We start from the raw sequence: 18,435 nt of genomic DNA, 5'->3' as shown, positions 1-18,435 counted from the left end.
TAGTCAGAAACTCATCGCGCTTAGTAACTGGATTCTCAATTGAAAATCATGCGATGAAATGGAACTTCAGGCCTCAGGGGCTCAGACCGCAGCTGATGCTGGCTTTTTTCATGTTGGGCCTGGTGCCCTTCCTGGTCGTCACCCTGTTTTTCCTCTATAGCCACGGCAAGGATCTCACCACCCAGACCTCCAACCATCTGGTCTCGGTGCGCAACATCAAGAAAAACCAGCTGCAAGACTACTTCGGCAACCTCAAGGAGCAGATCATCAACTTCTCCCAGCAGGACTTTGCCGGCAACAGTATCGGTCGCTTCTACGGTTTCACCGGTGCCTTCGAGAAGCTCGGCACCACGCCGCAGGAGGCCCGCGCACGCGCCCAGGCCCGCTATGTGCCGGGCTCCTGGGACAAGCTGCAACAACCTGACAGTCAGGTGGAGATAGAGCCCTCCATCAGCGCCCTCATCCTGGCGGACGAGATGTATGGCCGCGTCCACCAGCGCTTCCATCGCGGCTACGCCGACATGGTGCGCAAATCCAACTACAGCGACATCTTCCTGGTCGACCTCAACGGTGACGTGGTCTACTCGGTCACCAAGCAGGCCAACTTCGCCACCAACCTGCTCTCGGGCCCCTACCAGTCCAGCGGTCTTGGCAACACCTTCGCCAAGATCAAGCGCCGCCTCGATGGCGGCCAGAAGCCCCAGCAGATCTTCGAGTTCACCGATTTTGGCCGCAACGAGCTGACCGGCCAGGTGGTCGCCTACCTCGCCGCTCCCGTGATGCAGTACGACTATGTGCGCGGCGTGGTCATCTTCGAGCTGCTGCCGGACAAGCTCAACCAGATCATGGCGGAGCGGGAGGGGCTCGGCGCAACCGGCGAGACCATTCTCATCGGCCCGGACAAGCGGATGCGCGCCAACGCCTGGCTCGCCCCCGAATTCAGCGTGGAGAACAGCTTCAGCCCCGACTTCCGGCCGCTGCAGACCCCCCTCATCATCAAGGCCCTCTCCGGGGAGCAGGGGGTCGGCCCCTTCCTCTCCTACCACGATGACGAGGTGCTGGCCGCCTATACCCAGGTGAAGGTGTTCGATACCGAGTGGGCCTTCATCGCCGAGATCTCCACCAGCGAGGCCTATGCCCCCATCCGCCAGCTCGAGACCCTGGTGATCCTGCTGGGGGCAGGCTCACTGCTGCTGCTGATCCTCTTCTCCCGCTGGCTCTCCCACTCCATCACGGCGCCCCTGCGATCCCTCACCGCCGCCGCCGAACAGGTGGCGGACGGCGCTCTGGATCACCCCATCACCATCCCCCGCACCGACGACGACATCGACCGGCTGGCCCAGGCGTTTCGCCACATGCAGCGTTCGGTGAAGGACAAGATCGAGCTCATCGAACGCCAGACCCAGGAGCTGCAACAGCAGGTCAAGCTGACCCACAAGCAGAACCTCAGCCTGCAACAGGCGGACAAGCTCAAAGACGAGCTCCTGGCCAACACCTCCCACGAGCTGCGCACCCCCATCCACGGCATCAAGGGGATGGCCGAGTCCATGCTCGCCAGCCAGCAGGACCTGACCGAAGGGCAGCAGAAACAACTCGGCCTCATCATCAAGAGCGCCGACGGTCTGGCCCGCCTCGTGGACGACTTGCTCGACTACCACCAGATGCGCTACGGCCAGCTGGAGATCCACCCCCAGCCGGTCTCCTCCAAGGGGGTCATCCGGCTGGTGCTGGATCTCTGCCAGCACCTGGTACAGGCCAAGCCCCTCACCCTGGTGGACAAGAGCCCCGCCGAGCTGCCCCCTGTGCTGGCGGACGAGCAGCGCCTCGAGCAGGTGCTCTACAACCTGGTGGGCAACGCCATCAAGTACACCCCCCAGGGCAAGGTGGTGCTGAGCGCCCTGGTGGAGGGCAACTTCCTGCGCATCAAGGTGACCGACACCGGCATCGGCATCGCCAGGGACCATCTGGAGCACATCTTCGAGCCCCTGGTGCAGATGAGCCCGGAAGTGAGCAAGCAGGGAGCAGGCCTCGGTCTCTCCATCACCCGCCAGCTGGTGCACCTGATGGGGGGGGAGCTGTTCGTGGAGAGCGAGCCGAGCGTCGGCTCCACCTTCGCCTTCACCCTGCCGCTCGCCAGCGGCAAGGCGGGCAGTCTGACCCTCGACAGCCGCCAGATAGAGCACCAGCTGGTGCGCCAGCAACCCGTCATCCTGCCGGACTGGGAGAGCGAGGATCTGCCGCCCCCGCCGCAAGATGCCCCCGTCATCCTGGTGGTGGATGACGAGCCCATCAATTTGCACATACTGCGCCACCTGCTGCAGCCCTGCGGTTATCGCATCCTGCCCAGCAGTGACGGTCACGACGCCCTGACCAAGCTGGCTCAGGAGCCGGTGGATCTCATCCTGCTTGACGTGATGATGCCCACCCTCTCGGGCTTCGACGTCTGCCGCCGTCTGCGCCAGCAGCACCCCAAGGAGAAGCTGCCGGTGCTGCTGCTCACCGCCCTCAACCAGCCCAAGGAGATTGAAGAGGGTTTCAACGCCGGGGCCAACGACTATCTGGTCAAACCCTTCTGCAAGGAGGAGCTGTTCGCCCGGGTGAGGGCCCTGCTGGAGGCCTGCGCCGGGCGCGCCTCCCTGGTGGAGAACCGCCTGCTCAAACAGGAGATAGAGCACCGTCTGCTGCTCCAGGAGCAACTGCACCAGGATCAGGAACGGCTCCTCGCCCTGCTTGGCGAGGGGGCCGACCCCATGGTCTTCCTCGATGAGCAAGGAGGAGTGCTGTTTGCCTCCCGGGCCCTGGCTCGCCTGTTGGGTCAGGAGCCGGAAGCCATGGAGGGGCAGAGGCTGGACGAGTGGCTGGCCACCCCGCTGGCAAGCCAGTGGCCCGACATGACCGCGCAGCCGGAGCGGGAGCTGGACTTCCTGGTGGCGGGCCAGCGAGACACCCTCAACGCCCGCGCCCTGCCCATCAACCTGGGGGGGCAGCACGCCTATGCGCTGACCCTTGGCACAGAACCGCGTCAGGACGACAATCGCATGGCTGCACTGGAGAACGCCCTCAAGAGCCTCTCTCGCCAGGCCATCATCGAGGATGGCCAGTTGCTGGGGGAACTGAGCCGGCTGGGAGGGGAGTTCAGGTCGCTGGCCGACGATCTCATTCGCCAGCAGGATGACGAACCTCTGCGCCGCGCCCTAGTGGACACCATGCGTCTCACCCTGGAGACCTGGCAGCAGAGCACCGGCAAGGGCAAGATAGTGCTGGCGGAGAAGAGCAAGCTGTGGCGGGTCTACATGGACCGCTCCAGTCCCCAGACCCGCACCCTCGACAAGTACCTGAACCTCGACACCCTGCCCAAGGCACCGCGCTGGAAGACGGTGGTGGCCAGCGCCGAGTACGTGCTCAAGCACTGCGCCCTGAACGAGGTGCAGCACCAGAGTCTGCACCAGAGCACCCAGCGCCTTCGCCAGCTCGCCAGCCGCAAGGCATGAGTCTCCAACCCGCAGCCACGTTGCTCTGATGATGGCTGCGGGATAGAAAACCAAGCACCAATAGCCAACTCTGGACACATCGACTCGCAGGCTTTCTGCGCCTATCAGGGGGATCGCGATGGCTGAGCTCGCGGGGTCGGCCAGATGACCCTGCAGGTGCGGGCCCATGCCCCATCACCATGTTGGTGATGAACCCGGGAGACCTGTCTGGGCCGGCAAGTGGCTAATCAGGTGAATGGACATTCGAGAGAATGGGGTGAGACTTCGCTACCCCGTGACCACAGGCCTCAAATCGGAAAAGACATTGGGAGATGGCTGAGGCGGGGGATGGACTAGAAATGACAAACCCGCGACGGACGCGGGCTTGAGGGGAATAAATGGCGGAGAGACAGGGATTCGAACCCTGGGTGGCATTGCTGCCACAATTGATTTCGAGTCAATCCCGTTCGGCCACTCCGGCATCTCTCCACGGGCACTCATATTGACCCAACCCTAGCCGGGAAATCAATGTAAATCTCGTTGCAGATCAGACGACTGGCGATAAAACCGCCATCCGGCGATCCCGCCCCTCCCAACGCCAGTGACGTTCACCCGGCAGCGCCTCCTCGCTCACTGTCTCCACCCTGTACCCGGTTCCGGGCGGGCGAATACGGCGAGCCTGATGGGCCAGTGACACCCTGTGACGCGCTCGCCACCGCCCTCCCGGCAGTCATGGTGCCGGACTGGTAATCCCCGCGGGATTCGTTGACAATCTCTGCTCATTTTTTGGAAGGGAACCCGTCCCTCGCCCCAGCCGATAGGAACAACCATGCTCAACACTCGTATCGTCTCACTGCTGCTGGCCGCCGCCAGCCTCTGGGCCGCACCTGTCTGGTCCAACACCTATCCCCTGCCGCCAGCGGACAGCCGTCTCATCGGCGCCCTGGAAGATTACATCGTACAGCCTGGCGATCATCTGGAACTGGTCGGCAAGCATACCCGGACAGGCTTTCTGGCACTGCTCGAAGCCAATCCCGGCGTAGACCCCTATCTGCCCACCCCGGGCACCCGGCTCACTCTGCCGACCCAGATGCTGCTGCCCGACGTGCCGCGAGAAGGCATCGTCATCAACCTGCCTGAACTTCGCCTCTACTACTTCCCTAAGGGCAAGCAGGAGGTGATGGTGCTGCCCATCGGGATCGGTGACATCGGCCGCGAGACGCCGGAGATGACCACCACCGTCATCGCGAAAAATCCCAACCCGACCTGGGTGCCCGGCCCCATGGTCCGCAAATCCTGGCTGGAGCAGAAGGGGATCGATCTGCCCGCCGTGGTCCCCCCCGGCCCCGACAATCCCCTCGGCAAGTTCGCCATGCGTCTTGGCTATGGCAACAAGGACTACCTCATCCACGGCACCAACAAGGATTTCGGGGTCGGTCTGCGAGTCAGCGCGGGTTGTATCCGGCTGCGCCCGGATGACATCGAAACCCTGTTTGGTCTTGTTCCCGTCGGCACCCCGGTCCGTGTCATCAACCAGCCGGTCAAGATGGCGGTGGAACCCGACGGTCGTCGCTGGCTGGAGGTACACTCCCCCCTCTCCCGCACCGAAGCGGAGATGGCACAGGGGGCGCCGCTGGTGCTCTCCCCCGAAGCCGAGCAGTTCATCGCTGTCCCCGACATCGACAGTGCCCGGGTGACCGCCCTGCTCGAGCACAAGAGCGGGCTGCCCAAGCCCGTGAGCGGCTGAAGGCCTGACCACCATGAACAGAATCAGTCATGTGGTTTGCCTGTTGCTTCTGCTGCCTGGCTCCGCGGCGATGGCGGACATCCTCTGGATGCGCAACGGCGATCGTCTGAGCGGGACCATAGAGGAGATCACGGACGAGCAGATCCGTATCAAGCCCGCCTACAGCCAGGCCATGACGGTCCCGCGCCACGCCATCAAGCGCTGGCGTCTGGACAAGCAGGAGAAACCCAAGCCGCTCACCAAGACGGGGATCCCCCTGCTGGACTCTCCTGACGAGGCCAATGCCTGGCTGCTGACGGGGAACGGGGATCTCAACATCAAGCTCAAGGAGAACACCAAGAAGACCAACAACGTCAATCTCAAGGTCTCCACCGAGTTTGCCAATCTGGACTGGCGTTACAGCCTGGATGGCGAGTACATCTACGAAACGGCGAACAACATCACCGACAGCCACGAGTACAAGCTCAAACCCAAGCTCGACTTCTTCTTCGACGATCACTGGTTCCTGCGATCTTCCGTCGACATCGATTACAACATGATCGAGGCAGGCTATCTGGAGATTGACTATGCCTCCGGTCCCGGATACCGCTTCTGGAATGACAGACAACGCCGGCTGGAGATCATCAGCCAGCTCGGCCTGGAGCGGGCCTATTTCAGGCCGGAGGTGTGGAGCAACTCAGACCTGTTTGACGACAGGATCATCAATTACCCCTTCGTCAGCCTGGGTTGGGACTACCGGCAGTCCTTGGCACTCTGGGAAGAGAAGTTCGAGCTGTTTGGCAAGGGCAGTTATGAAAGGTTCGTCGACCAACCATCCCCCTATCTGACCAGAAAGCAGTCTGTCAGCGGCAGCCTGGGCCTCAGGTATTACTTCAGCGATCATTTGCGTCTCTCCTGGTCAAGCGAGCTGGATTGGGACGATGCCTGGCTCGACTACCATGGCCTGAACATGGATGTGAGCGAGAAGGAGTGGCGTCACCTCATCACCCTGGGGGCGAGTTTTTGACCCGCCAGAAACGACACAGGCCCACCGAAGTGGGCCTGTGTTCATGGGTGCAAGACGAGCGCGTCAGAAATAGATCCGGGTGACCGACTCGATGACGCAGCCAGGGCGACGGATCCCCTCGATCTCTATCTTGATCTCCTTGAGGAGCTCGATGCCTCCCTTGATGGGCGTGACACGCGACAGCTTGGTACGTGCACGGATGTTGCTGTCCACCTTGATAGGATAAGGGAAGCGGACCTGTTCCAGGCCGAAATTCACCACCATGCGAGCGGTCGGGAACTCCGGCGTGCTCTCGTCCACCGAACCGGTCAACTGGGGCAGCAGGGCCAGAGTCAGGAAGCCGTGGGCAATGGTGGTTTTGAAGGGAGACTCGGCTGCCGCACGCTCGGGATCGGTGTGGATCCACTGATGATCGCCGGTCACGGTCGCGAACTGGTTGATCAACGCCTGGGTGACCTGCAACCACTCACCCACATGGGTCTCTTCACCGATGCGGGTCTGCAACTCGGCATAGAGTGCCGCCGCTTCGCCTTCGAGCTCCACCACGGGATCCTGCGCCAGGGCAGGCTGGCCATTGGCCACCTGGGTTACTCTGGCAGCCTCTTGCTGGCGGGCATCCTGGGACTCCCCCTGCAGATCCAGCACTCTTCCCAGCAAGGGGTGAAGGTGTGCCTTTTGCTGAAACTCACGCCAGTAGTCGCGGATCGCCGGAGAGAGCCAATCCTTGAGCTCAAAGGGGTGTTGCGCCAGAATTTCGCGCTTGTGCTTCAGAAAATCGACAACTTTCATTTACCGATCCCTATTCGATTCAAAGCCTGTAAAGAGGTCTAACCAGTCCTATTTTATGAAAGTTTCATCAGCAAGTACAAAAAAATCTCGGCGTACACCTGTACCAGGCGCGAGAGTGGTCACTAACATGTGAGCAAACACGGGCAGGAAAACGATTGAATGAAAGGCTGCAAACGAATCAACATCTGATCTGAAAAAGAGACGGGGCCCGTGTCGCCACTGAGCCCCGTCCTCGATCATCTCCCCTGGGCTGTCCACCAGGACTTGCGCTGCCCATCGTCCAGGAAACTCCAGGCGAGGACCCGGCTCACCTTGTTGCCTTGCGCCATGTCGATCACCCTGACATCCTGCGCCCCCACCCGAGCCAACGCCTTTCGTGCGGCAGGCAGGTTTTCCTTTTTCGACACCAGCGAGCTGAACCAGAGGCATTGGCTGGCAAACTCCTTGCTCTGCTCTATCATGGCCGCCAGAAACGCCGCCTCGCCCCCCTCGCACCAGAGCTCGGCCTTCTGGCCGCCGAAATTGAGCACGGGCGCCCCGGCCACTGCCTGGCCCTTGCCCAGGTTGCGCAGCTTTCGCTCCGTCCCCTTGCTCGCTTCCGCCAGAGAAGCATGAAACGGCGGGTTGCACAGAGTCAGGGCAAAGTGCTCCTTCGGCCCCAGGATCCCGCGAAAGACATGCTTGGGGTTACCCTGATGACGGCATGTGATCTGGTTGCCCAATCCATTGCTGGTGGCCAGCAGGGTCGCCGCCTTCACCGACACAGGATCGATGTCTGAGCCCACGAAGCGCCAGCCATACTCCCGGGCGCCCAGCAAGGGATAGATGCAGTTGGCCCCGACACCGACATCCAGCACTCGAACCTGCTTGCCCGTCGGTACGCATCCCGCGCTCTCGGCCAGCAGATCCGCGGCTCGATGCAGGTAGTCTACCCGGCCCGGAATGGGCGGGCAGAGATAGCCGGGGGGCAGATCCCAATGCGCAATGCCATAGTGCAGTGCCAGCAATGCCCGGTTGAGCGTCTTGACGGCGGCCGGATCGGCAAAGTCCAGGGTTCGGGTGCCGTGCTCGTTGGTGAACACGAAAGGCGTCAACGCCGGGGTACGCTGGCAGAGCGCGTCGAAGTCGTAGGGTGCCTGATGGCGATTGCGCGGGTGTAATCCGGTTTTCTGCTGGGGTGTCATGCTGGACCTGCCGAGGATCAAGGGGGCCACACTATAGAGAGTCGACCAGGGAAAGTCTAAACGAGAGTCATAAAAAAACCGGGCCCTGAGGGCCCGGTTCAAGTGAGGTTGGAAAAACAGTCCGTACTGCGAGCCGTTTGTCCAGCCTGACTCAGATGTCTATCCGGCGTGCCTGCCAGAATTTGCTGCGCCAGTAACTGCTGTCGAGCTTGGAGCGTGTCACCCCGGCGCGGGTGGAGGCATGGATGAATTCGCCATTGCCGACATAGATGCCCACGTGATTGAGGCGGCGGTTGATCTTGAAGAAGACCAGGTCTCCTTCGACCAGATCCTGTTTGGAAACCCGAGTGCCTTCATGGACCTGGGAGCGGGTATCACGGGGTAATTCGATGCCGACGGCATTGCGGAACACTTCACGGGCGAAGGCGGAGCAATCGATGCCTCGCTGGCTGCTGCCTCCCATCCGGTAAGGAACGCCGCGCCACTCTTTGTATACGGTCAGGATTTCGTTGACGTCAGGGGTTGGTGAAACTTCGGGTTCAATCACGGGTTCCATCATGGAAACCTCGATCTTGCTCGCGACCTCGGGTTGGGGTGCCGATGCACAACCCACCATTCCGAGCGCGACCAGCAGTAGCATCAGGTGGCGCAATCCTTTATCCCCGCAAAAAGAGTGAAACTTGTTAAAATGCAGCCCGAAAGGGCAATTTATAAGGCAACAGCACCCGACTATATCCAAGAATTCTATCGAGGCAAGCGAAAATCCCAATCGACCTCACATTTTTGCAAGGAAATGCTCTGTTTAGCGCAATTTATGTGATCATGCCCAAACAATATACAATCTTGAAAGCATCGGTTTTGAGCGCATCAAACGGACTATTATCGCTATTTCACCCCCATTTTTAAGTGAAATATTATGCTATCTGCGGATCTCTATTTGTTAAATACGGCAAGCGTTGATGCAGACCTGGTGATCAGGCTGGCATCCGAACTCGCCCCGGATGAACGCCGTCACTGGCACGAGATCCACCAGGCGGGGCGCCAGCATGAGTACCTGCTCGGCCGGGTGCTGCTGCGCCGCCTGCTGGCCGAGCGACTCCATTGCCGGGCCGATGCCCTGACTTTTGGCATCGGTGCGCATGGCAAACCGACACTGCTCAGTCATCGCTGGCAGTTCAACCTCAGCCACAGCGGAGAGTGGCTGGTGATCGCCCTCTGTGAGGAGGGCCCCCTTGGGGTGGACATCGAGATGGGATTGCGTCACCGCCCCATACTGCCGCTGGCCAAACGCTTCTATGCGCCAAGCGAATACCAATGGTTGAACACCCAGCCTCGAGAGGAGCAACATTCGGCCTTCTATCGGCTATGGTCTCGCAAGGAAGCTGTGCTCAAGGCGCATGGCGACGGTATTTCCGCCGGACTCGACAAGATCTGCTTCCTTCCGGAGCAGGCATGGCAGCTCAAAAATCATCTCGACAATCGCCACTATGAAATCCGCGACTGGCCCGCGGGCAGCGGATGGCTCAGCCTGGCTGCCCCGACTCGCCGGGTCGATGCCCATCTGCTGGATGCGCGCTTGAATTCCACCCCGCTGGACCCCATGTTGATCCACACCATTTTTCGAGAGTCAGCCTCATGATCGTCGACATCACTCCCCAGAACTTCCACGCAGAATTGCTCGATGCGTCCATGAAAAAGCCGGTCGTCATCTATTTCCACGCCCCCCAGATGCCGGAGTGCCAAGCCATGACCCCGCAAGTGGAAGCGCTGGTCGGCCCGGCCAATGCGGCGGTGACCCTTGCCAAAGTCGACATGAACGACCCCCAGTTGCAACCTCTGGCCAGCCAGCTTGCCCTGCGCGCACTGCCCGCGCTGGTGCTGTTCCATCAGGGGCGCCCGGATGAGCAGGCCATTCTGGAAGGGCCGCAGGATGAAGCCACATTGCGCCAGTATTTCGCCGCCTTTGCCCCCAAAGAGGAGGAGTTGCTGCTCGATCAGGCAAAGCAGGCGCTGGAGAACGGGCAAGCCGATGTGGCGCACACCCATCTTGGCCAGGCCCATCGCCTCGCCCCCGAGCGTCACGACATCACGCTCTGGCTGATACAGGCCTCGCTGGATCTCAATCTCCTTGACGAGGCGCAGAGCCTGCTTTCGACCATCCCCATGGTGGCACAGGATGACCATTACCAGACCCTGAGCTCCCGCCTCTCGCTGGCGCTGCAGGCCAGCGACAGTCCTGAGCTGCGCGCCCTGGAGCTGCGCCACGCTGAACAGCCGGATGACCATGCCCTCGCTCAGGAGCTGGCGGTGCTTTACAGCCAGGTTGGTCGACAAGAGGAGGCGTTGGCTCTGTTGTTCACCATCCTCAAACGTGATCTCGCCTTTGGCGATGCCAAGAAGATCTATCTCGATGTGCTGGCAACCATGGGCGCGCACCCGGCGGCGCAGAGTTATCGTCGCAAGCTCTACAGCCTGCTCTATTGAGCGACAGGAAAATCAGAAGAGGGGATGCCGATTCGTCGGCATTGCCTTGTCAGGCGGGTTTCAGCGGGGAAACGCGGTAATTTGATGAATTTCAGGCAAAAAAAATGGCGCATTGAAATGCGCCATTTTTTCGCATGGATTACTTCTTGTAGGAAGTAGCCATGTTGTCGATGCGCTGGTTAGCACGCATAGCTTCTTGCTTGGCTTCTGCAACATCAGCAGCGATCTTGGACTGATCAGCACGAACAGCGCTAACATCTTGAGCCAGTTGGTCAACTTTGTTAGACAGATTCTGAACGGAAGTTTCCAGTTCGCTGGTGTTTGCACAACCGCCCAGCAGAGCGGACAGACCAACAACACCTACCAACAACATTTTTTTCATTTTTAAAAGCTCCCTTTAACTCGCCAGACGTTTAGCAAGCGGCGTGATTATGGCACAAAAAAATCATAGTTTGGATAGGCCTCATCACAGATAAATGCGTTAAAACCCTCATTTTTTTTTAGTTGCACACTTTCCGTACAAACTTTAAGCAAAAATGAGTGTCCCTGGATGAGGTTCGCACAAAGCGTAACCAAAATTTGGGCTTATTACAATTTCGTATGAGGCTCAGGCTGAACGTTCTGACAGCAATTGACGATATTGCACCAGATCTTCGATGGTCAGGACCGGCATCCGGTGCTGGCGACCGAAGGCCACCAGGTCCGGCAACCTGGCCATGGAGCCATCTTCCTTGGTCAACTCGCACAATACTCCGTAAGGTTTGAGCCCGGCGAGCTGCATCAGATCGACGGTCGCTTCGGTGTGACCACGGCGGGTCAGCACCCCACCCGTGCGGGCGCGCAGCGGGAAGACATGGCCGGGTCGATGCAGATCGGAGGGCCGGGCACCGTCGGCGATGGCCGCGCGGATGGTGGTGATGCGATCGGCGGCGGACACCCCGGTGGTCACCCCCTGCGCCGCTTCAATGGTCACGGTGAAGGCAGTCTGATAGTGGCTGGAGTTGGCCTCCACCATCATCGGCAGCTCGAGCTGGCGAACCCGCTCGTCGGTCAGACAGAGGCAGACGATGCCGGAGCACTCGCGGATCATCATGGCCATCTGCTCGTTGGTCATGGTTTCTGCGGCAAAGATGAGATCACCTTCGTTCTCGCGATCTTCATCATCGGCCACCAGCACACCCTGGCCGGCACGCAGGGCGGCCAGCGCGGCTTCGACGCGAGCAATGGGATCACCGAATTCACTGAGTAGAGACTGATTCATGGTAAGACTCCTAAAAAAGACAAGGACCAGAATCAGGGCATGGAAAGGCAGACAGAAGTAGCCATGCGGCGGCCAACCCGGCAGGGTCTGGCCAGCAATATCTGTCTTATCCTCTTTCATCCGGACTATGACCGTCGGCTCCGGCATCTCACCGGATCTGCTGACCCCGTCCCGAATGAATGCCGGGTCGGGCGCTCGCGGGCTCCCCGAGTCACATCGGGATACCGCCGGTGGGGAATTTCGCCCCGCCCTGAGAATAAGCGCAGACAGCCTAAAGAAAAAAGACGCAGGATGCCAGCCAAAAACCCATCAAAGACAAACCGGGTGCTGGCTGCACTGCAATTTTCGCGCGAGCACCACCCGATACACGGCGCGCTGTCCTTTCTGAATTCGTTTGTGGCATAGTGCCAGCAAAAACGCGCGCGCCCGCGCAGACCGGGTGCCAACATCACAAACGGAATCATGACAGAGATGGAAAAGAAAATACTGCTGACCGATTGCCCCGATGCCAAGGGTCTCATCGCCAAGATCACCAACATCTGCTACAAGCACCAGCTCAACATCAACAAGAACGACGAGTTCGTGGATCACGAAAACGGCCGCTTCTTCATGCGCACCGAGCTGGAAGGGCGCTTCAACGACGAGACCCTGCTGGCCGACCTCGATGATGCCCTGCCTGCCGGCGCCCAGCGTCGTCTCGTCAAGGCGGGCAAGAAGCGCATCGTCATCCTGGTGACCAAGGAGACCCACTGCCTCGGCGACATCCTGATGAAGAACTATGCCGGCGCCCTGGACATGGACATCGTCGCGGTCATCGGCAACTACGACACCCTCGCCGAGCTGACCGGCAAGTTCGACATCCCCTTCCACTGCGTGAGCCACGAGGATCTCAGCCGCACCGAGCATGAGGAGCAAGTGCGCACGCTCATCGATGGCTACCAGCCGGATTACGTCATCCTGGCCAAATACATGCGTGTGCTGACCCCAAGCTTCGTGGAAGCCTATCCGCGCAAGATCATCAATATCCACCACTCCTTCCTGCCAGCCTTCATCGGTGCCCGCCCCTATCGTCAGGCCTTCGACCGCGGGGTCAAGCTGATTGGTGCCACCGCCCACTTCGTCACCGACGATCTGGATGAAGGCCCCATCGTCGAGCAGGACGTGATCCACGTTGATCACACCTTCAGTGCCGATGACATGGCCAAGGCCGGACGCGACGTGGAGAAATCCGTGCTGAGCCGGGCGCTGGAACTGGTGCTGAACGAGCGGGTCTTCGTCTACGGCAACAAGACCGTCGTGTTCAAATAAGCGGCTGCGCGCACCCCAGAAAAAAGGCTCCCGAGGGAGCCTTTTTCATTGCGCGGCACTCACGGGTGCAGCGGCAGACCATTGACGGTCACGACCCCTTTGTCGAGCTTGAGCTCGGCCTGAAGCTGTGACTCCTGCGCCTTCAGATATCCCATGGCAGTGAATTGCTCCAGCATGGGGGCCAACTGGGGAACGGCCTGGCCCAGCTTCTCCCCAAGGTGGGCATGAAGCAGACCGGAGAGTGCCTGCATCCCCTCCTCGCTGCCCATCAACTGTGCCAGGGTAGTGGGCGCCAGCTTGGCCTCCCCTTGCAGGCTGACAGGCTCACCGTTCAATCGCGCACTCAGATCCGCCAGTTCCAGCGTGGCCCCTCTCTGGAGCATCTTGTCCAGCGCTTCCTGGATGGCCGCTTCGTCCACCCGTTTGCTGCTGGCCTCTTGCAGCGTCTGATACCCCTCGAGATCCAGCCCCTTGAGGGAGAGATCCAGATTTCCCTGGGTCAGCGCGAGCCGGTCTTCCTCGCTCTCCATGTTGAGGGTCGCCACCTTCATCTGATAGCGAGTGGAGAGCGTCTGAAGATCGTCCCCCGCCAGCTCGGTGGCCGTGGTCAGCCCCTCCAGCGTGATCTTGACGTTCCCCGGCTGGGTCAGGGTGAAGGCCGTGAGGGTCGCATCGCTGCGGGGAGAGAGCCAGAGCCCGCTGATCTCGGCCATGTCGGCACTGCCCTTGAGATCCGCCAAGGCCAGATCTGTCTTGCTCTGGGCATCGTGGACCGTCATCCCCAACCAGTGGGCGGTGAGATGGCCATTGCCGTCGAGATCCCCGCGATAGTCGCCGTTCAAGGGCAGGAAGGTGAACTCGTTGAGCCCCTCCTTGACCTTGAAGTCACTCACCCAGAAGCGGGAACTGTTGCTCATGGTCCAGAGGCTGCTAGCCGATTCTGCCCCCAGTTGCCACTGCTGCATCCCCAGAGAGGTCAGGATGGGCGCCAGCGTGCCCTGTGCGGTATCAAGCTGGAGGTGACTCTTGATATAGAGCGGCAACAGGCGGCTGTTGAACGCGAACTGCATCTCGATGGGTTCGCTTCCCGCCAGCTGGGGATCAAAACTCGCCAGCGTCTGGGGCGGCACCACCACCTTAAGCACACCGTCGCGGGTAAACAGATTCTCCGCCTCCGGGCTCCAGGTGACTTCGATTCCGCTCTCCTGCTGCGCCCTGGCGATCTGCTCGGCCAGGATCCGGTCGAACGTATTGCCCGTGTACCAGCAGGCGCCAAGCCCTCCCACCACCAACACGGCTCCGACGGCCAAGGCCACTTTTTTCTTCATCAGTTCTGTTTCTCCACAATGGTTCAATGGCGGGTGCATGGGCGCACTCTACGGGGAGGATGGGCATCAGCACAAGCCAGACAACGGCTTGGGTTCCACGCTCTGGCTGTCACAGCAGGGGGCTGAACAGGTAGAAGATGTTCTCAAGCAATTTTTTGTACCAGGGGCGGGCACGCCACCTGGTCAGTGACATGGGGGTCGCCTCCAGCATGTAGCCCTGCACCAGCTGGTTCATCTCGGCGACAAACACCGGGTTGTCGATGAGCAGGGTGATCTCGAAATTGAGCCAGAGACTGCGCCGGTCGAGGTTGACCGTGCCCACCAGGGCGAAATCATCGTCCACCAGCACGCTCTTGGTGTGCAGCAGTCCGGCATCATAGCGGTATATCTCCACTCCTGCCGCCAGCAGATCCTCCATGAAGGAGTTGCTGGCGTGGTTGGCCATCAGGGAGTCGTTGCGCGCAGGCAGAACTAACTGCACCAGCACGCCGCGGGCCGCCGCCGAAGAGAGGGCCGCAGCAAGCGGATCGTCCGGCACGAAATAGGGGGTGGTCAGCACCAGATGGTGACGAGCCTGGTAGATGGCGAGCAGCAGGCTCTGCTGGATGCAGTCACCGCCGACAAAGGGGCCTGAGGGAATGAGCTGGGCTCGATAGTTGGTCTGTGGCCAGGCTTCCGGCTCATGTTGCAGACTGTCGAGCAGCCGCTCGCCGGTCTCCATCTCCCAGTCCCAGACGAAGGTGGACCACATCAACGGCACCACGGGGCCCTGCACCCGGATCATGATGTCGACCCACTGGCCGACCCCGGCATCCTGCTTGAAGAAACGGGGATCCACCATGTTCATGGAGCCGGTGTAACCAACCTTGTCATCGATCACCACCAGCTTGCGGTGCATGCGCAAGTCCTGGCGCTGAAACGGGATGCGCCAGGCGCCGACCGGCAACACTTCCACGACTTTGACACCAGCGGCACGCAGGGTTTTAGGCCAGGAGGAGCGGAAGAAAGTCTTGCTGCCGATGGAGTCGAGCAAGACACGACAATCCACGCCGCGTGCCGCCACCTCCATCAACGCCTCGCACACCTCGTCCACATCCCCGCCGGGGTGCCAGATGTAGAACTCCAGATAACAGGATTGGGAGGAGCCCCGGATGTCGCGCACTATCTCCTCTACGATGCTCTTGGGCTTGTGCAGCAGAGTCATCCGGTTACCCGAGAGCATGGGCATGGCCAAGCGCCCCTGGATCAGATCGTGGAGCGGGCGTGCCTTGCTGCCCACCTCGCAGCAGTGCTGGGGGAAGAGGCGCGCGAGCTGGCGGATCCAGATGGCGTAAGGACGGTACATGGCCTGGGCCCGCTCCGCCCGCTTGCGACCGAGGCGTATCTCGCCAAACAGCACGTAGAAACCGACCCCGGCGAAGGGGATGGCATAGATGAGGGCCAACCAGGCTAGGGATACCCCGATGGGACGCCGCTTCATCACCACCCGCAGGGAGATCCCTGCCACGATCACGGTGTGAAACAACAGCAACAACCAGCCGAGAAAGCGGGAAAACAGCAACTGAATGTCGTATTCCAGACCGTCGAGCAAGGCGACTCCTTGGTGTATTGGACAGATGGCACGGGCAGACCCCACAGGGTCGGGATGGTATGCTATGGGGCACACCCATTCTATCAGGTCGTTAGCATGATCCTGCAATCTATGCTGCTGAGTCTGGCCATGCTAGGTCAAGGCTCATATGACATCAATGAGCAGCAGATAAATCAGTACCTGCAGTCCCAGGTGCAAGTGGACAAACAGCTGGAGTTGCCCGGCATCATCAAGGCCCATGTGCAACTCGAGCAGAGCGATGTGCAGATTGGTCGCCAGAGCCCGGATACCGCCAGGGTGTTTGGCAAAGGCAAGTTGAAAATCGCGCTCCCGGATCAGACCGAGTACGACGCGCGCCTCAACATGACCTATGAGGCGAGGCCCCGCTACGACAAGGCTAAGAGTGCGCTCTTCCTCGACAACATGAAGCTCATCGATTACAAGCTGGAGCCTGCCGCGGCGGAACAGAAGTTTGGTTTCATGCTGAGGATGCTGCTGCAGAGCATGGAGAAACGGCTGGAGACCCAGCCTGTCTACAAGCTGGATGACAAGGACCCCAATCAGGCCTGGCTCAAGGAAAATCTGCTGGGGCTGGAGCTGTCACCAGGCAAGATCCACCTGCTGACCAAACCCCAATAAGACGTCAGTTGAAAACAGGCGCCTTCGCCTGACGCACCAGCAGCTCGATCTGGTAACCCTGTTCGTGCTGCTGGTGATAGTGGGAGTGAAGGGGCCCGTCGAGTTCATGCAGGGGAAGGTGGTCAAATCCCGCCTTGAGGTAGAAGGGTTTCTCGAACGGCAGGGCGTGACAGATCACGGGCTTGTCGGAAAGATCGCGGCAGGCATGCTGCAGCAGGCGGGACCCCAGCCCCAGGGACTGGTAGTGCGGGAGCAGACGAAAGCCGCACAAGTGGTAATAATCCTGTTCATCGCGCAGGCGCACCGCCCCCACCAGCCAGTGCGCGTCACGGACCACAAAAATCCGTTCTGCCAAATCCGGCACATAGTGGGAAAACGTCGTCTCGTAATAGTCTCTGATGAGGGAAAGATCCGCATCACAGTACTCTTCGAATCTGAGCTCCATCGCTCGCCTGCTTGTCATGCCCATTTCGCTCTGGCCATACCGGCCCTCTCCTGCTCGCTCTCTGGCTCCACGAAGAGATCTGACCAGAGTGGAGCAACAGCAAGATAACACGCCTTTAACTTACAAAAAAGCCAATAACTAGATGGAAAAGACGAGGTTGCGATCATGCGTCCCTTGACGCCATGAGCCGCGCCCCTTGTCCTGAGTGAGCACACAGGCGGGACGTCCCTCTGCCATCACATTTCCAGCCTCCCCTGTTCACGGGAACTTGTTCTGCGCCATCCCGAATGCTTTACTCAACGTGGCTAACGAGGCTTAAGGAGCAAGCCGTTGAAAGCATGGATGTTGCTGGGCATGATGCCGCTGTTTTCCCACGCAGCCCCGGCTCAGATACCGCCACCGGCAGAGGTGGTGATCCTGACCCCGGAGACGGCTGTCTCCTCCCCGGTTCCCACGCCGCGTACCGTGGCACTCACCACGGCGCCGCTCCCCTCCCCTGAACCCGCTAAGCCTGCAAGCCGTCAGATCCAGGTCTACAAGTCGGTACAAAAGAACGGGGTCATACGCTATTCCGACATGATGCCGGAGCAGGGTCACTACGAACTGCTGTTGTTCAACGACTGCTATGCCTGCGATCCGGCGTCCAAGGTCAACTGGCGCACGACAGGCCTCTTCCTCTATGACTACGCCAGCACCATACAGGCGGCAGCCAAGGCTTATCAGGTCGAGCCTGCCCTCATCCGGGCACTTATCCATGCCGAGTCCGCTTTCAATCCTCTGGCCGTCTCCCGCAAGGGCGCCATGGGACTGACCCAACTGATGCCCGCCACGGCGCGCGAGCTCGGGGTCGGCAACGCCCTGCTGGCGGAGCAGAACATCTTTGGCGGTGTGAAATACCTGGCGGGTCTGCTCAAGCAGTATGACGGCAATGTGGCCCTGGCCACCGCCGCCTACAATGCAGGCGCCGGTGCGGTGCAAAAACACGGCGGCATACCACCCTATGCCGAAACCCGGGCCTATGTGGAACGGGTCAAGCTCCTGCATCAGCGCTACAAAGAGATGCTGAGCGCCAAGGGACTGTGATCATTCCGCCCCCTGTCAGCATGGCGCCCTGCCCGGTATTCCTTCAGGCATAAAAAAACACGCCCGGGGGCGTGTCGATACCACACGTTAACTAGCAACA

At 60.3% G+C, this 18,435-nt stretch carries 16 protein-coding genes, 1 tRNA gene and 1 riboswitch; of the genes, 8 read left to right on the top strand and 9 right to left on the bottom strand.

Annotated features, from left to right (window positions below):
* The first annotated feature begins 53 nt into the window (after positions 1 to 53).
* On the top strand, positions 54 to 3,491 hold the full coding sequence (locus tag AB7E19_RS02065; protein WP_124245380.1) for an ATP-binding protein: 3,438 nt from the start codon (positions 54 to 56) through the stop codon (positions 3,489 to 3,491).
* Positions 3,492 to 3,869: 378 nt separating this feature from the next.
* Here AB7E19_RS02065 and AB7E19_RS02060 read toward each other — a convergent pair.
* A tRNA-Ser gene (locus AB7E19_RS02060) sits at positions 3,870 to 3,959 on the bottom strand.
* A 340-nt stretch (positions 3,960 to 4,299) separates the two neighbouring features.
* Between AB7E19_RS02060 and AB7E19_RS02055 the strand changes: the two genes are divergently transcribed.
* Positions 4,300 to 5,217, top strand: coding sequence for a L,D-transpeptidase family protein (locus tag AB7E19_RS02055; protein ID WP_427934555.1), 918 nt, complete (start codon positions 4,300 to 4,302; stop codon positions 5,215 to 5,217).
* A gap of 13 nt (positions 5,218 to 5,230) precedes the next feature.
* A complete protein-coding gene (locus AB7E19_RS02050; protein ID WP_427934554.1) occupies positions 5,231 to 6,223 on the top strand; it encodes a DUF481 domain-containing protein in 993 nt (330 codons plus the stop codon).
* Between the two features lie 63 nt (positions 6,224 to 6,286).
* Here AB7E19_RS02050 and AB7E19_RS02045 read toward each other — a convergent pair whose 3' ends face one another.
* The 3 genes from AB7E19_RS02045 to AB7E19_RS02035 all read right to left on the bottom strand — a co-directional run bounded on the left by AB7E19_RS02045 (position 6,287) and on the right by AB7E19_RS02035 (position 8,836).
* Positions 6,287 to 7,012, bottom strand: coding sequence for a MaoC family dehydratase (locus AB7E19_RS02045; RefSeq protein WP_010673529.1), 726 nt, complete (start codon positions 7,010 to 7,012; stop codon positions 6,287 to 6,289).
* Between the two features lie 236 nt (positions 7,013 to 7,248).
* Positions 7,249 to 8,196, bottom strand: coding sequence for a 23S rRNA (adenine(1618)-N(6))-methyltransferase RlmF (rlmF, locus tag AB7E19_RS02040; RefSeq protein WP_104454529.1), 948 nt, complete (start codon positions 8,194 to 8,196; stop codon positions 7,249 to 7,251).
* Positions 8,197 to 8,347: 151 nt separating this feature from the next.
* Complete coding sequence (locus AB7E19_RS02035) at positions 8,348 to 8,836, bottom strand: C40 family peptidase (protein ID WP_039039319.1); 489 nt, start codon at positions 8,834 to 8,836, stop codon at positions 8,348 to 8,350.
* Between the two features lie 276 nt (positions 8,837 to 9,112).
* Here AB7E19_RS02035 and AB7E19_RS02030 point away from each other — a divergent pair, with 276 nt between their 5' ends.
* Both AB7E19_RS02030 and AB7E19_RS02025 read left to right on the top strand, forming a co-directional pair.
* Complete coding sequence (locus AB7E19_RS02030) at positions 9,113 to 9,835, top strand: 4'-phosphopantetheinyl transferase family protein (protein WP_069651693.1); 723 nt, start codon at positions 9,113 to 9,115, stop codon at positions 9,833 to 9,835.
* Complete coding sequence (locus AB7E19_RS02025) at positions 9,832 to 10,680, top strand: tetratricopeptide repeat protein (RefSeq protein WP_049636693.1); 849 nt, start codon at positions 9,832 to 9,834, stop codon at positions 10,678 to 10,680. Before AB7E19_RS02030 ends, AB7E19_RS02025 begins: the two co-directional genes overlap by 4 nt.
* Positions 10,681 to 10,819: 139 nt before the next feature.
* On the opposite strand, the gene AB7E19_RS02020 is transcribed toward AB7E19_RS02025, so the two are convergent.
* Both AB7E19_RS02020 and ribB read right to left on the bottom strand, forming a co-directional pair.
* Positions 10,820 to 11,062, bottom strand: a complete 243-nt coding sequence (locus tag AB7E19_RS02020; RefSeq protein ID WP_010634682.1) for an Lpp/OprI family alanine-zipper lipoprotein — start codon at positions 11,060 to 11,062, stop codon at positions 10,820 to 10,822.
* A 225-nt stretch (positions 11,063 to 11,287) separates the two neighbouring features.
* On the bottom strand, positions 11,288 to 11,941 hold the full coding sequence (ribB, locus tag AB7E19_RS02015) for a 3,4-dihydroxy-2-butanone-4-phosphate synthase (RefSeq protein WP_010673523.1): 654 nt from the start codon (positions 11,939 to 11,941) through the stop codon (positions 11,288 to 11,290).
* 104 nt (positions 11,942 to 12,045) lie between these two features.
* A riboswitch (FMN riboswitch) is annotated at positions 12,046 to 12,203 on the bottom strand.
* A 209-nt stretch (positions 12,204 to 12,412) separates the two neighbouring features.
* Between ribB and purU the strand changes: the two genes are divergently transcribed.
* Positions 12,413 to 13,249, top strand: coding sequence for a formyltetrahydrofolate deformylase (gene purU / locus AB7E19_RS02010; RefSeq protein ID WP_029313992.1), 837 nt, complete (start codon positions 12,413 to 12,415; stop codon positions 13,247 to 13,249).
* Between the two features lie 59 nt (positions 13,250 to 13,308).
* On the opposite strand, the gene AB7E19_RS02005 is transcribed toward purU, so the two are convergent.
* Entirely contained in the window at positions 13,309 to 14,577 is a 1,269-nt protein-coding gene (locus AB7E19_RS02005) for a DUF945 family protein (protein WP_427934553.1), read from the bottom strand.
* A 109-nt stretch (positions 14,578 to 14,686) separates the two neighbouring features.
* Entirely contained in the window at positions 14,687 to 16,168 is a 1,482-nt protein-coding gene (gene cls / locus AB7E19_RS02000; protein ID WP_010673520.1) for a cardiolipin synthase, read from the bottom strand.
* A 96-nt stretch (positions 16,169 to 16,264) separates the two neighbouring features.
* Here cls and AB7E19_RS01995 point away from each other — a divergent pair, with 96 nt between their 5' ends.
* Entirely contained in the window at positions 16,265 to 16,807 is a 543-nt protein-coding gene (locus tag AB7E19_RS01995) for a DUF1439 domain-containing protein (protein WP_042017301.1), read from the top strand.
* 4 nt (positions 16,808 to 16,811) lie between these two features.
* Here the strand turns inward: AB7E19_RS01995 and AB7E19_RS01990 are convergent, their stop codons facing one another.
* A complete protein-coding gene (locus AB7E19_RS01990; RefSeq protein WP_223919618.1) occupies positions 16,812 to 17,252 on the bottom strand; it encodes a GNAT family N-acetyltransferase in 441 nt (146 codons plus the stop codon).
* A 342-nt stretch (positions 17,253 to 17,594) separates the two neighbouring features.
* Between AB7E19_RS01990 and AB7E19_RS01985 the strand changes: the two genes are divergently transcribed.
* Positions 17,595 to 18,335, top strand: coding sequence for a lytic transglycosylase domain-containing protein (locus AB7E19_RS01985; RefSeq protein WP_041213327.1), 741 nt, complete (start codon positions 17,595 to 17,597; stop codon positions 18,333 to 18,335).
* Positions 18,336 to 18,435: the final 100 nt, after the last annotated feature.

The organism is Aeromonas sp., assembly GCF_050252055.1.
GTDB lineage: Bacteria > Pseudomonadota > Gammaproteobacteria > Enterobacterales > Aeromonadaceae > Aeromonas > Aeromonas caviae.
The sequence above is the reverse complement of the archived record's forward strand: the minus strand, read 5'-3'. Positions and strand labels throughout refer to the sequence as shown.